The 11,605-nt window shown below is 28.5% G+C and carries 17 protein-coding genes; all 17 read left to right on the top strand.

The window, feature by feature from the left end; genetic code table 11:
• The first annotated feature begins 3 nt into the window (after window positions 1-3).
• Window positions 4-882 (top strand): 4-hydroxy-tetrahydrodipicolinate synthase, encoded by an 879-nt coding sequence (dapA, locus tag ACEXNK_RS15170; protein WP_373599999.1) that lies wholly within the window; start codon window positions 4-6, stop codon window positions 880-882.
• A gap of 9 nt (window positions 883-891) precedes the next feature.
• The gene (gene dapB / locus ACEXNK_RS15165; protein ID WP_373600000.1) at window positions 892-1,638 is read left to right on the top strand and encodes a 4-hydroxy-tetrahydrodipicolinate reductase; all 747 of its coding nucleotides are present in this window, start codon (window positions 892-894) and stop codon (window positions 1,636-1,638) included.
• Window positions 1,639-1,651: 13 nt separating this feature from the next.
• A complete protein-coding gene (gene dapD / locus ACEXNK_RS15160; protein ID WP_373600001.1) occupies window positions 1,652-2,365 on the top strand; it encodes a 2,3,4,5-tetrahydropyridine-2,6-dicarboxylate N-acetyltransferase in 714 nt (237 codons plus the stop codon).
• A gap of 154 nt (window positions 2,366-2,519) precedes the next feature.
• Complete coding sequence (locus ACEXNK_RS15155; protein ID WP_373600002.1) at window positions 2,520-3,185, top strand: lytic transglycosylase domain-containing protein; 666 nt, start codon at window positions 2,520-2,522, stop codon at window positions 3,183-3,185.
• A gap of 49 nt (window positions 3,186-3,234) precedes the next feature.
• Window positions 3,235-4,539, top strand: a complete 1,305-nt coding sequence (locus tag ACEXNK_RS15150) for an EAL domain-containing protein (RefSeq protein ID WP_373600003.1) — start codon at window positions 3,235-3,237, stop codon at window positions 4,537-4,539.
• Between the two features lie 20 nt (window positions 4,540-4,559).
• Complete coding sequence (locus ACEXNK_RS15145) at window positions 4,560-4,985, top strand: YaaR family protein (RefSeq protein WP_373600004.1); 426 nt, start codon at window positions 4,560-4,562, stop codon at window positions 4,983-4,985.
• A gap of 21 nt (window positions 4,986-5,006) precedes the next feature.
• Window positions 5,007-5,330: a FliM/FliN family flagellar motor switch protein gene (locus ACEXNK_RS15140; protein ID WP_373600005.1), complete on the top strand. Its 324-nt coding sequence runs from the start codon at window positions 5,007-5,009 to the stop codon at window positions 5,328-5,330.
• 23 nt (window positions 5,331-5,353) lie between these two features.
• Complete coding sequence (gene flgM / locus ACEXNK_RS15135; protein WP_373600006.1) at window positions 5,354-5,614, top strand: flagellar biosynthesis anti-sigma factor FlgM; 261 nt, start codon at window positions 5,354-5,356, stop codon at window positions 5,612-5,614.
• A gap of 12 nt (window positions 5,615-5,626) precedes the next feature.
• Window positions 5,627-6,040 carry a flagellar protein FlgN gene (locus tag ACEXNK_RS15130; protein ID WP_373600007.1) on the top strand — a complete coding sequence of 138 codons (414 nt, stop codon included), beginning with the start codon at window positions 5,627-5,629 and terminating at the stop codon, window positions 6,038-6,040.
• 16 nt (window positions 6,041-6,056) lie between these two features.
• Window positions 6,057-7,331: a flagellar hook-associated protein FlgK gene (gene flgK, locus ACEXNK_RS15125; RefSeq protein WP_373600008.1), complete on the top strand. Its 1,275-nt coding sequence runs from the start codon at window positions 6,057-6,059 to the stop codon at window positions 7,329-7,331.
• Between the two features lie 14 nt (window positions 7,332-7,345).
• Window positions 7,346-8,278: a flagellin N-terminal helical domain-containing protein gene (locus ACEXNK_RS15120; RefSeq protein WP_373600009.1), complete on the top strand. Its 933-nt coding sequence runs from the start codon at window positions 7,346-7,348 to the stop codon at window positions 8,276-8,278.
• Window positions 8,279-8,292: 14 nt separating this feature from the next.
• Complete coding sequence (fliW, locus tag ACEXNK_RS15115; RefSeq protein ID WP_373600010.1) at window positions 8,293-8,691, top strand: flagellar assembly protein FliW; 399 nt, start codon at window positions 8,293-8,295, stop codon at window positions 8,689-8,691.
• Window positions 8,675-8,887 carry a carbon storage regulator CsrA gene (gene csrA, locus ACEXNK_RS15110; RefSeq protein WP_373600011.1) on the top strand — a complete coding sequence of 71 codons (213 nt, stop codon included), beginning with the start codon at window positions 8,675-8,677 and terminating at the stop codon, window positions 8,885-8,887. The genes fliW and csrA overlap by 17 nt, the downstream gene beginning before the upstream one ends.
• A gap of 19 nt (window positions 8,888-8,906) precedes the next feature.
• A complete protein-coding gene (gene fliS / locus ACEXNK_RS15105; protein ID WP_373600012.1) occupies window positions 8,907-9,290 on the top strand; it encodes a flagellar export chaperone FliS in 384 nt (127 codons plus the stop codon).
• Between the two features lie 11 nt (window positions 9,291-9,301).
• Window positions 9,302-10,876, top strand: coding sequence for a flagellar filament capping protein FliD (gene fliD / locus ACEXNK_RS15100; protein ID WP_373600013.1), 1,575 nt, complete (start codon window positions 9,302-9,304; stop codon window positions 10,874-10,876).
• Window positions 10,877-10,892: 16 nt separating this feature from the next.
• The gene (locus ACEXNK_RS15095) at window positions 10,893-11,213 is read left to right on the top strand and encodes a hypothetical protein (RefSeq protein WP_373600014.1); all 321 of its coding nucleotides are present in this window, start codon (window positions 10,893-10,895) and stop codon (window positions 11,211-11,213) included.
• A 110-nt stretch (window positions 11,214-11,323) separates the two neighbouring features.
• The coding region (locus ACEXNK_RS15090) for a flagellin N-terminal helical domain-containing protein (RefSeq protein WP_445013624.1) at window positions 11,324-11,605 on the top strand (282 nt) is incomplete at its 3' end.

Here is an 11,605-nt window from a genome sequence, read left to right as displayed (position 1 = left end):
AGTATGTTATTTAAGGGTTCTGGAGTTGCATTAGTTACTCCTTTTAATGAAAATGGTGTGGATTTTGAAAAACTTGGAGAGTTAATAGAATACCATATAGAAAATAAAACAGATGCATTAATAGTTTGTGGTACTACAGGTGAGTCTACAACTATGAGTGATGAAGAACAAGCATCAGTTATAGAATATACTGTAAAAAAAGTTAATAAAAGAATACCTGTAATAGCTGGAACTGGTTCAAATGATACTAAACACTCTATTGAGTTAAGTCAAAAGGCTGAAAAGTTAGGTGCAGATGGGCTATTAGTTATAACTCCTTACTACAATAAAACTAATGCAAGAGGACTTAAACTTCATTTTGAAGCTATAGCTAAAAGTACAAAATTACCTATTATATTATACAATGTTCCAGGAAGAACAGGTGTTAATATAAAACCAAGTGTAATAGCAGAACTTGCAAAAATAGAAAATATAGTAGCTGTTAAAGAAGCTAGTGGAGATATAGCGCAAGTAGCGGAGATAGCTAGATTAGTTCCAGAAGATTTTGCAATATATTCAGGAAATGATGATTCAATATTACCTTTATTATCTCTAGGTGGAGTCGGAGTTATATCTGTTGTTGCAAATATATGCCCTAAAGAAACTCACGACTTAGTAGATAAGTTTTTAAATGGAGATGTTAAAGGATCAAGAGAATTACAACTTGGTATGAAAGCATTAATAGATAAATTATTTATAGAAGTTAATCCTATACCAGTAAAAACAGCTATGAATATATTAGGATTTGAAGTTGGAGATTTAAGATTACCACTTGCTCCTATGGAAGAAAACAATTTAAATGCTTTAAAAGATGAACTTGTAAATTACGGATTTAAATTATAGGAGGGTACAATGATAAAAGTCATAGTAAATGGTGCATTAGGTAAGATGGGAAAAGTTCTTACTAGATGTGTAAATGAAGATAAAGATTTAGAATTAGTTTGTGGATGCTCTATGCCAACGGGAGAAACACCTGACTACAAACTATATACTAAAATGAGTGAAATAAAAGAAGAAGCTGATGTTATAATAGATTTTTCGCACTTCTCAGCTCTTGATGATGTTTTAGGTTATGCACTTAAAACAAAAACACCTTTAGTTATAGCTACAACAGGGTTTACAAAAGAACAACTAGAACAAATAAAAGAAGCTTCTAAAATAATACCAATATTCCATTCTTCTAATATGTCTTTAGGTGTTAATGTAATGCTAAAACTTGTAAAAGAAGCAGCAAAAGCATTAAAGGGATTTGATATAGAAATAATAGAAAAGCATCATAATAAAAAAGTAGATGCACCAAGTGGAACAGCTATAATGGTAGCTAATGCAATGAAAGAAGTTTTACCAGAAGCTATTTATAACTATGGAAGACATGGTAGAGATGCTAAAAGAGTTGAAAATGAAATAGGTATACACGCTATAAGAGGTGGAACAATAGTAGGAGAACACGAAGCTATATTTGCAGGATTAGATGAAGAGGTTATGATAAGTCATAGAGCTCAATCTAAAGATATATTTGCAAATGGAGCAATAACAGCAGCTAAATATTTAGCTAATAAAGAAGCTGGATACTATAATATGGATGATATGTTAAATTAATAGGAGGACACAAATGATAAACTTAAATGACGCATATGAAATAGCAAGATATATAAAAACAGTAGAGAAAAAGACACCTGTAAAGGTTTATGTTAATGGAGAGTTAAAAGCTAAATCAACAGAAGATTATAAGGTGTTTGGAAACAATGGATCATACACTATAATAGGTGATTATGAAGCTATAAAGACAGTTTTAGAAAATGAAAAAGAAAATTTAATTGATATGCATATAGAGTATGATAGAAGAAACTCTGCTATACCAATGTATAACTACTTACATGAACATGCAAGAATAGAGCCAGGTGCTTATATAAGAGACATGGTTACTATAGGTAAAAATGCTGTAGTAATGATGGGAGCGGTAATTAATATAGGTGCAGTAGTTGGAGAAGGATCTATGGTAGATATGAATGCTGTAATAGGTGCTAGAGGAACTTTAGGTAAAAATGTTCACCTTGGAGCTGGAGCAGTAGTAGCTGGTGTATTAGAGCCACCTTCAGCTGACCCTGTTATAGTAGAAGATAATGCTATGATAGGTGCTAATGCAGTTATACTTGAAGGTGTTAGAATAGGAGAAGGAGCAGTAGTAGCTGCAGGATCTGTTGTTACAGAAAATGTTCCTGCTGGAGCAGTAGTAGCTGGATCTCCTGCTAAAATAATAAAAATGAAAGATGAAAAAACAGCAGATAAGACTAAGTTAATGGATGACTTAAGAAATTTAGATTAATATACATTTAATATAAAAATAAGGCTATATATATGGCCTTATTTTTTTATGTAAAGCGAATTTTTTGCATTAATTAAATATAATAGTGTAAAGGACTTAAGTATTTAATAAAAAGGTCGTATTATTAATAGAAGTATATATTAGAGGTGACGATATGATTGATAATATAGAATTGTTAGCAATGACAGCTTTAATGTCTAATAATAGTTATAATAGCTGTAAATGTAATAGTAAAAATAAAGGATTTGATATGGTAATGATAAGTTTATTAGAAGCAATATCAAATAAAAATAAGATATATAATTCTAATAACATAGTTAATCAAAGTAACTATAATGATAATTTTTATGATATAAATACTGTGAATTCATCTCACAATAGCAATAAAATAGAAGTAGAAGCTAAGAGTGAAGATGTAAGCGCTAGAATAGAAAATGCTGTAAAAATATCATCACAGAAATATGGAGTTGATGAAAACTTAATAAAGTCAATAATAAAAGTAGAATCAAACTTTAATCCAAATTGTGAATCATCAGCAGGGGCAAAAGGGTTAATGCAACTTATGCCAGAAAACTGCAGAGATCTTGGGATTACAGATCCATTTAATATAGAACAAAATATAGATGGGGGAACAAGACATATTAAAGAATACTTAGATAGGTATGATGGTAATGTTGAAATGGCACTAATGGCATATAATGGAGGTCCGACTAGGATGATGAGAAGAGGAGTTAAATCTCTTGAAGATATATATTTAATGCCTAAAGAAACACAAAACTATGTTCCTAAAGTTATGAAATACTATAAAGGTGAAGCTTAATAACAATTTCTATATATTTTTATATATGTTTATATAGGGAGAAAAGAATATGAATTATAGGCAATTAAAAGGAATAAAAGAAAATTTACGATTGAAAATGGAAATGAAGGATCTTTTAACGGGAGCATATAAGGAAGAATACTTTCTACAGTATCTAAATAATAAGTCTAATGGATCTATAATTAAAATCAAGATAGATGGGATAAACTTTATAAATATCAATTATGGAAGTGAAAAAGGTGATAGATTATTAAGGTTAATAGCTAGAAGATTAAATTATAGTTATGATAATATAGTATTAGCAAGATTATCTAAATTTACGTTTCATTTATATACACCAACTATAAAAAGTGAAATAATAAGAGACTCTATATCGAAGATGTTGGATACAATAGTAGATGAAATAGTTGGAAGATATAAAATTCATGTTCAGTGTAATGTGGCTGCAGTTATATATGATGATGGGGATTTAAATATTGAAGATGCTATAAGCAAGCTAGAAGTTTGTATGTCTAGATTGAATAAAAAAGGGAATGGGTTTGAAATATATAATGAAAATCATGAAAATTATATAAGTGTAAAATCTATAGAGAAAGCTATAGAAAAAAATGAAATCAAATTATACTATCAGCCTAAAATCAATTTAAGAAGTGGTAAAATAACGGGTGTAGAAGCTCTTGTTAGGTGGTTTAGTAAAGAACATGGATATATACCTCCTGATAAACTGATAAACTTTTCTGAAGAGTATGGATATATAAATGTACTAGGAAAGTGGATATTAGAAAGAGCTTGTAAAGATATTAAGTATTTAAATAACACATTGAATACATCTATAGATGTTGCTGTTAATATATCTCCAAGTCAATTAGAACATGGACATTTTACTCAGGACTTATTTAACTGTATAGAAAAATTGGATTTTAATCCAAAACTATTAAAGTTAGAGATAACAGAAAGTGAAAATATAGAAGATATCATAATAATAAATGAAATAATAGATGAAATAAAAAGAAAAGGCATAAAAATTGCAATAGATGATTTTGGTAAAGGATTTAATTCTATTAATTATATAAAAAACTATAATGTAGATGAAATAAAAATTGATAAAACTTTAGTAGAGTACATGAGCGAAAATCCAGTATTTATTGAGAGTTTGATAAAAATGATTCATTCAACAGAAACAAAAGTAGTAGCTGAAGGTGTGGAAACTGAATTTGAATACAATAAATTAAAAAGTATTGAATGTGATTTAGTTCAAGGTTATTATTGCCATAAACCAATGGATATTTACAAGTTAATAGATATTATAGGACGAGAAAAATACATCATTAATAAAAAACTAGGAGCAATTTAGCTTTATTTAGAGGTTAAGATATGAAGATAAGAGATTTTAACATTATAAGTGGAAGTAATAGTATAGACACAAAAGTAAAAAAAGCTGTGAATAGCTTTGATGATAACTTTAAAAAAATTAATATATTAAAATCAAAAGAAGAAATAGAAAACTATATAAAGCAGATAAAGGATATAGGTAGAGATTTAGTTATAACTAAAGGATATAATGAAGTTCTTAAATATAAACAAGTTATACAAAAATATTTAAAGTCAGTAGTGGATTATACGTATGAAATAGATAAAAAGGATAGCTTTTGGAACAATAACTATTTTAAAACTGTAAACGTAGTAAATGAAAAGCTTGATAGTATAACTAGAAAATTCTTTGAAGAAGAAAAAGAAAATATAGATATTGCATCTCAGGTAGACGAGATAAACGGACTATTAATAGACTTATATTTATAATATACAAAGGAGCGATTAAGAATGGAAAATAATAAAGATATACAAGAAGTTTATGAACCTAAATTTGAACAACTTATACCAGGAGAACCACAACCATTGAATGCGGTAGAAGCTGTTTCAGGAGCTGAAATGGAGTTAGAAGTTGTAGTTGGTTCAACTCACGAAAAAATAGGTAAAATAGTGAACTTTAAAGTAGGAGAAGTAATAGAACTTAAAAAGAACTTAGAAGAACCTTTAGATATAAATATAAATGGTGCTAATATAGCAAGTGGTGAAAGTGTAATAATGCAAGATAGAATCGCAGTAAGATTATCTAAAGTAAAAACTACGCAAGAAGAATATTAAAAATTCTTAGGGAGGGAGTTATTTTGAAAATTAATAATAATACAAAAATAACATTCAATAATATATACAAAATAGATAAATTAAAAAATCAAAACTATAGCAATAACAGAGCTAATAAAGATAGGGTTGAAATATCAGAGTTAGGAAAATATTTAAGCAAAGTAAATTCAAATGAAGAATCTATGGATATTGAAAAAGTTAATAGATTAAAAAAACAAATTGAAAGTGGTACATACAAAGTAGATTCAAGAGAATTAGCTAAAAAGATAATAGAAAAACTTTAGGAGGAGAAAAACTTGAATCCAGAATTAAAAGTTATAATATATGAGCAGAAAAATTTATTTAAAAAATTAATTAAATTATTAGATGAACAATATGAGTTTATAGTAAATAAAGAAGTAACTAAAATGGATAAAATAGCTAAGGATTTAGAAGGTTTATCTAGAGATATAGCTAAATTAGAGATTCAAAGAAGAAACTTAGTAGGGGCTAATGTGAAAATGTCTTCATTGGTAGAAAGATGTGATGATGACAAAGTTAAAGAAGCATATGAAGAAATAAAAGAAAATATAAAAATGATAGAGATACAAAAGGAAGCTAATCAAATGCTTCTTAAACAAAGATTATTTTTTACAAAAAAAATGATGAATGTTATAAAACCGAATCAAGGAGTAGGAACTTATAACTCTTATGGACAGGTAGGAAAATAGTATACGGAGGTAAGATATGTCAGGATTATTTGGTACTTTACAATCAGCAAGATCGGGAATGAGTGTAAATCAAGCATCGATACAAACTGCTTCACATAATATAAACAATATGAATACACCTGGGTATTCAAGACAAAGAGTAGAACAAAAGGCAAAAAGTGCATATAGCTATCCTGGGTATAATAGCAAATTAGGAGCAGGTCAATTAGGTACAGGAGTTGAAGCTACTGATATAGTTAGAATAAGAAACTCATTTTATGATTTTCAATTTAGAAATGAAAGTCATTCGTATGGAGAAATAAGTGTTAAATATGAACATTACAGCACAATGGAAACTATATTTAACGAACCTTCAGATACTGGAATATCAGCATCTATAAATAATTTCTTTTCAAGTTGGCAAGAACTTTCTAAAAACCCTAATGATGCAGGTGCCAAAGATATAGTTATACAAAATAGCGAGTATTTAGCAAATGGTATAAGTCAAGTATACAAAAAATTAAATGAATTAGGTAATGCTGCTCAGAAAAAATTAGATGATAATATCAAAGATATAAATAATAACTTAAAACAACTATCTGAAGTTGAAAAGCAAATAAAGATAGTTGAAGGTAGTGGGAAAACTCCAAATGATTTATTAGATGAAAGAGATAGAATACTAGATGATTTAAGTTTTAAAATGAATATTCAAGATGAAAATGTTCAAAATCTGTTAAAAGATAAAATGGCAAATGGGACTGAAATAACAGAAGCAGACCTTAGAGGATTAGCTAATGTATCTGGAGAAATTAAAGGTTCTTTTGAAATGATAGATAAGATAAAAGGATATCAAGGTGATTTAAAGGAATTAGCAGATGGAGTTAAAAAAGGCGTTAATGATACTTTAGGATTTGATTTATTTGAAACAGGTACGGATCCGATATTAAAAGTCAAAGATGATATAGTAAATGGTACTACTGAACTTAATGTAAGTGCAGAAATAGCAGAAAAAATGTATAAACTAAAAGATGAAAAGGTAAGTATAGGCGGAGAAGACATCACTATAAATAATTTTTATAACAATATAATTCAAAGACTTGGAAACGAAACTCAAGAAGTTAGAAGAAATGAAAAAAATCAAAGTGCTATTTTAAAGGATGTAGATAACTCAAGGCTTAATGTATCTGGAGTATCATTAGATGAAGAGATGATAAGCTTAGTGCAATTCCAACATGCATACAATGCAAGTGCTAAAGTTGTAGCTACGGTAGATTCATTATTAGATGTTGTAGTAAATGGACTAGTAAGATAATTTAGGAGGCAGAAATGAGAATAACAAACACTTCAATGATTAGAAATCATATGTATGACACTCAACAGGGATTACAAAGAATGAACACTATAAATGAACAACTTAATTCTGGGAAAATGATAAATAGAGTGTCTGATGATCCGCACAAAGCTATAAAAATTATGAATTTAAACAACGAAATAAAATTTACAGAAAAATATAATCAAAACATAGACGAAACTGTAGGTTGGATGAATAACACGGATGCATCATTAGAACAATTAGGAACTGTATTAGGAGATATAAAACAAGATATACTTAAAGTTGGAAATGGAACTTATACAGATGAAGAGATGAAAGCTATACAAGCTGAGATGAATGAAAAAATCAAAGAATTAGGAGAAACATTAAATGCTAGTCATGGAGGAAGACATATGTTTTCAGGTACAGCAGTTGATGAAAATCCTATAATAATAGAGGAAAAAGATGGAGTTGTAACATTAAGTTTAAATCCAGCGATAAATAGTGAAGATTTAAGAGCTGATATATCTGATGGGATTAATGTAGATTACAATGTTTCAGCAGAAGAAATATTCACAGGAGATGGTAAAAATTATTTAGATGCAATAAACAATGCTTCTAAAATTATGAATGACATAGCAAATGGGAAAGATGTAGAGAAAAATAAAGAAGAACTGTTGGGTAATGTAAAAGATGATATAGATTCGTTTTTTAATCATTCTGTAGATGTTAGAACTACTTTTGGAGTTAGAGTAAGTACTGCAGAAAAGGTAAAAGATCTAAATGATGAAAATATTTTAAATATGAAAGGTGTATTATCATTGACTCAAGATGTTGATTATGTAAATAAATTCATAGAATATAAATCAGCAGAAATGATTTACAATGCATCAGTTCAAGTAGGGGCCAAACTTATACAACCTAGTATAATGGACTACCTAAGATAATTTAGGAGGTAACTATGAACGTAACATTTGAAAAAGGTCTTCCAGGGTTTGAGACATACAAAACTTTTAAAATTGAGGAGATAGATGGAAATTCGAAATTTAAATTAATAAATTCTATTGAGGATGAAAATGTAGGGTTTATAGCTATATCTCCGTTTGAAGTAAAAAGTGACTATGAGATAAGATTAGATGATGAAACAATAAAAAATTTGGACGTAAAAGATCCAGAAGATATATTAGTTTTAAATTTGATAACTCTAGGAAGGACATTAAAAGAAAGTACTGTTAACTTAAAAGCTCCCATAATAGTAAATATAAAGAATAAAAAAGGTAAACAATTAATATTACAACACGATAAATATGAAATAAAAGAACCTTTAAGTGGGAGTGATAAAAATGCTAGTAATTACTAGGAAAAAAAATGAATCTATATTAATAGGTGATGATATAGAAATAAAAGTAGTTAAGCTAGAAGATGGAAGTGTTAAATTAGCTATAGATGCACCTAAAGATAAGGTGATACTTAGAAAAGAAATTTATGAAAATGTAAAAGATGAAAATTCAAAAGCTATAGCAAATATAAATGACATTTCCAAGTTATTTAAGTAAATTAGTGAGGGAGAAATTTATGTATACGGCAAATCCATATAATACATATAAGCAAAATTCTGTAAACACAGCATCTAAAGAACAATTATTACTGATGTTAGTTGATGGTGCGGTTAAATACACAAAAATAGCTAGATTAGCTATAATGGAAAAAAACATGCCAAGAGCTCATAAAGAACTAGTTAGAGTTCAAGATATATTTTTAGAACTTATGATAACAATGGACAAGAGTGCTGGCAAATACATGGAAGATTTATATAATCTATATGATTTTATAAAAAATGAGTTAGCTAAAGCTAATATTAAAAAAGATGTAAAGATAATAGATGATGTATTGCCTTTAATAGAAGAAGTTAGAGATATGTGGCATGAGGTTGATCGAAAAATAAAGACTGCTAGATAGGGGGAATTGAGATGACTAGTGTAAATACTATAAGACTACCAGGGTTAGCAACTGGTATGGACACAGACACTATGGTGAAAAATATGCTATCAGGAGAACAATCTAAAATAGATAGAGTAAAGCAAAAAGAACAAACTATAAAATGGCAACAAGAATTATATAGAGATATTATAAAAGATATAAAAGATTTTAAAGAAAATTATTTCTCTGTGACTTCGCCTAATTCGATAGTAAGTACTAGTGCTTGGAATACATTATCTATAACTAGTTCTAATGAAAATGTTATAAGTGCGACTGGAAGTGCTGGAGCTAGCAATATAAATTATAACTTTGATGTTGTGAAACTAGCGGACTCTGCAAGTGCAACTTCATCAAAACAGATGAATAGGGATAGTAAGCTTGTTGACGACTTAGGAGCTAATGTTGGAGATAAATTTAAGATAGCTATCGGTAAAGATGAAGCTGGAAATACTCTATACTCTGATAGTATAACTATAGAAAGTACAGATACAGTAGATTCTTTAGTAACAAAAATAAATAATAGTACTAATGGAAAAGTAAAGGCCTCATATAGTGAAATGACAGGGAAATTTACTATTGAGTCTAGTGAAACTGGTAAAAATAGTTCTCTTGAAATAGTTACTGAATCAGGAACAGGAGCATCAACAGATGCTTTAGGATTTTTAGGATTAAAAAGTAAAGAATATGAATATGATACAAATGGAAATTTTGTGCTAGATACAAATGGAAAACCTAAATATACAGAGGTGAATTTTACTGGAAGTGTCAAAGGAAGTGACTCGATAGTAAACGTATCTGGGGAAGATGGATTTAAAAAGACTTTAAATGAAGAGTCTAACTCATTCAAAATAGATGGAATAAGCTATACTGTCAATTCTGTAGGGACAGCTCAAATGACTTCTAAGCAAGATGTTCAACCTGTTGTTGACAATATGAAAAAGTTTGTAGAAGACTACAATAAAATAATGGATGAAATGTATGGGTTAATAACTGAAAAGAAAAAAACTGATTATCCTCCTCTTACTGAAGAACAGAAAAAAGATATGGAAAAAGAGGAAATAGAAGCTTGGGAGAAAAAAGCAAAGGTTGGATTGTTAAGAAATGATTCAGAAATGAGAAGTTTTATGGATCATATGCAAACAGCTATATTTGGAGAAAATGCAGACTTTTTAAGAGAAGCTGGATTAACAACTAATGAAGATTATACAAAAAGAGGGCAATTATCTTTAAATGAAGATAAGTTTAAAAAAGCTTTAGAAACAAATGGAGATAAAGTGTATAAAACTTTTAATGGTGAGAATGGTATGTTAGAAAAGATGAATGATACTATGTATGATTATGTAGGGAGTTCATCATCTGTATTTGCTAAAAAAGCTGGATTAGAGAAAACTGCATCAGCGACTAATAACTTTTATTCTGAACAATTAAAGAGGCAAGCTGATACAATAAAGAATCTTCAAAGAAAAATGGATAATAAAGAAAATCAGCTATACAAACAATTTGGTCAATTAGAGGCGAGTATGAATAAATTAAATTCTCAAATGAATTATTTTATGCAAATGTAATTTAGGTGAAGGAATTATGAAAAAAACTACCAATGAGTATAAAGAGATATCATTAGAATTAATTGAAAAATTAAAATCTAATGACGTAGATAATATAAATGAAATTTTAGATAAAAGACAAGAAATAATAGAAAATGTAAGTGATGAAAAAATATTTAAAGATATTCTTATTAAAGATGGAATTAAAGATATTGATAATCAAATACATCTATTACTAGAAGAAAAAATTACTGAAATAAAGCATAGAATTAAAGATCATAATAAATCAAAACAAGCTAATGACTTTTATATGAATTTTAATAAAGATAAATTAAATATTTTTAATAAAAAAGTATAAAGTTTTAAGAATATATTCCGATAAGTATTATATGAAAAGTACTTGGCCGAGTATGATTTTATATAAACAAAAAAGACAAGGATGTCGAAAAAACTAAGGAGAGTATTAAAATGAGAATAAACACTAATATGAACGCTATGATAGCGACTAACCAAATGGCAAAAAATACTGCATTATCAGGAAAATCTATGGAGAAATTATCTACAGGATTAAGAATAACTAAAGCTGGAGATGACGCTGCAGGATTAGCAGTTTCTGAAAAGATGAGAGCTCAAATAAGAGGTATGGAGCAAGCAGATAGAAACGTACAAGATGGTATATCAATGGTACAAACTGCTGAAGGTGCTTTAGAAGAAGCAGGAAACATAGCTCAAAGAATGAGAGAGCTTGGA

Origin of the sequence: Paraclostridium bifermentans (genome assembly GCF_964259345.1) — a bacterium.
GTDB lineage: Bacteria > Bacillota > Clostridia > Peptostreptococcales > Peptostreptococcaceae > Paraclostridium > Paraclostridium bifermentans_B.
Note: the sequence above shows the minus strand (reverse complement) of the source record. Positions and strands in the feature narration are given on the sequence as shown.

Coding starts and splice junctions, on each gene's coding strand:
- dapA (WP_373599999.1), top strand. CDS start 4: ATGTTATTTAAGGGTTCTGGAGTTGCATTAGTTACTCCTTTTAATGAA.
- dapB (WP_373600000.1), top strand. CDS start 892: ATGATAAAAGTCATAGTAAATGGTGCATTAGGTAAGATGGGAAAAGTT.
- dapD (WP_373600001.1), top strand. CDS start 1,652: ATGATAAACTTAAATGACGCATATGAAATAGCAAGATATATAAAAACA.
- ACEXNK_RS15155 (WP_373600002.1), top strand. CDS start 2,520: ATGATTGATAATATAGAATTGTTAGCAATGACAGCTTTAATGTCTAAT.
- ACEXNK_RS15150 (WP_373600003.1), top strand. CDS start 3,235: ATGAATTATAGGCAATTAAAAGGAATAAAAGAAAATTTACGATTGAAA.
- ACEXNK_RS15145 (WP_373600004.1), top strand. CDS start 4,560: ATGAAGATAAGAGATTTTAACATTATAAGTGGAAGTAATAGTATAGAC.
- ACEXNK_RS15140 (WP_373600005.1), top strand. CDS start 5,007: ATGGAAAATAATAAAGATATACAAGAAGTTTATGAACCTAAATTTGAA.
- flgK (WP_373600008.1), top strand. CDS start 6,057: ATGTCAGGATTATTTGGTACTTTACAATCAGCAAGATCGGGAATGAGT.
- ACEXNK_RS15120 (WP_373600009.1), top strand. CDS start 7,346: ATGAGAATAACAAACACTTCAATGATTAGAAATCATATGTATGACACT.
- fliW (WP_373600010.1), top strand. CDS start 8,293: ATGAACGTAACATTTGAAAAAGGTCTTCCAGGGTTTGAGACATACAAA.
- csrA (WP_373600011.1), top strand. CDS start 8,675: ATGCTAGTAATTACTAGGAAAAAAAATGAATCTATATTAATAGGTGAT.
- fliS (WP_373600012.1), top strand. CDS start 8,907: ATGTATACGGCAAATCCATATAATACATATAAGCAAAATTCTGTAAAC.
- fliD (WP_373600013.1), top strand. CDS start 9,302: ATGACTAGTGTAAATACTATAAGACTACCAGGGTTAGCAACTGGTATG.
- ACEXNK_RS15095 (WP_373600014.1), top strand. CDS start 10,893: ATGAAAAAAACTACCAATGAGTATAAAGAGATATCATTAGAATTAATT.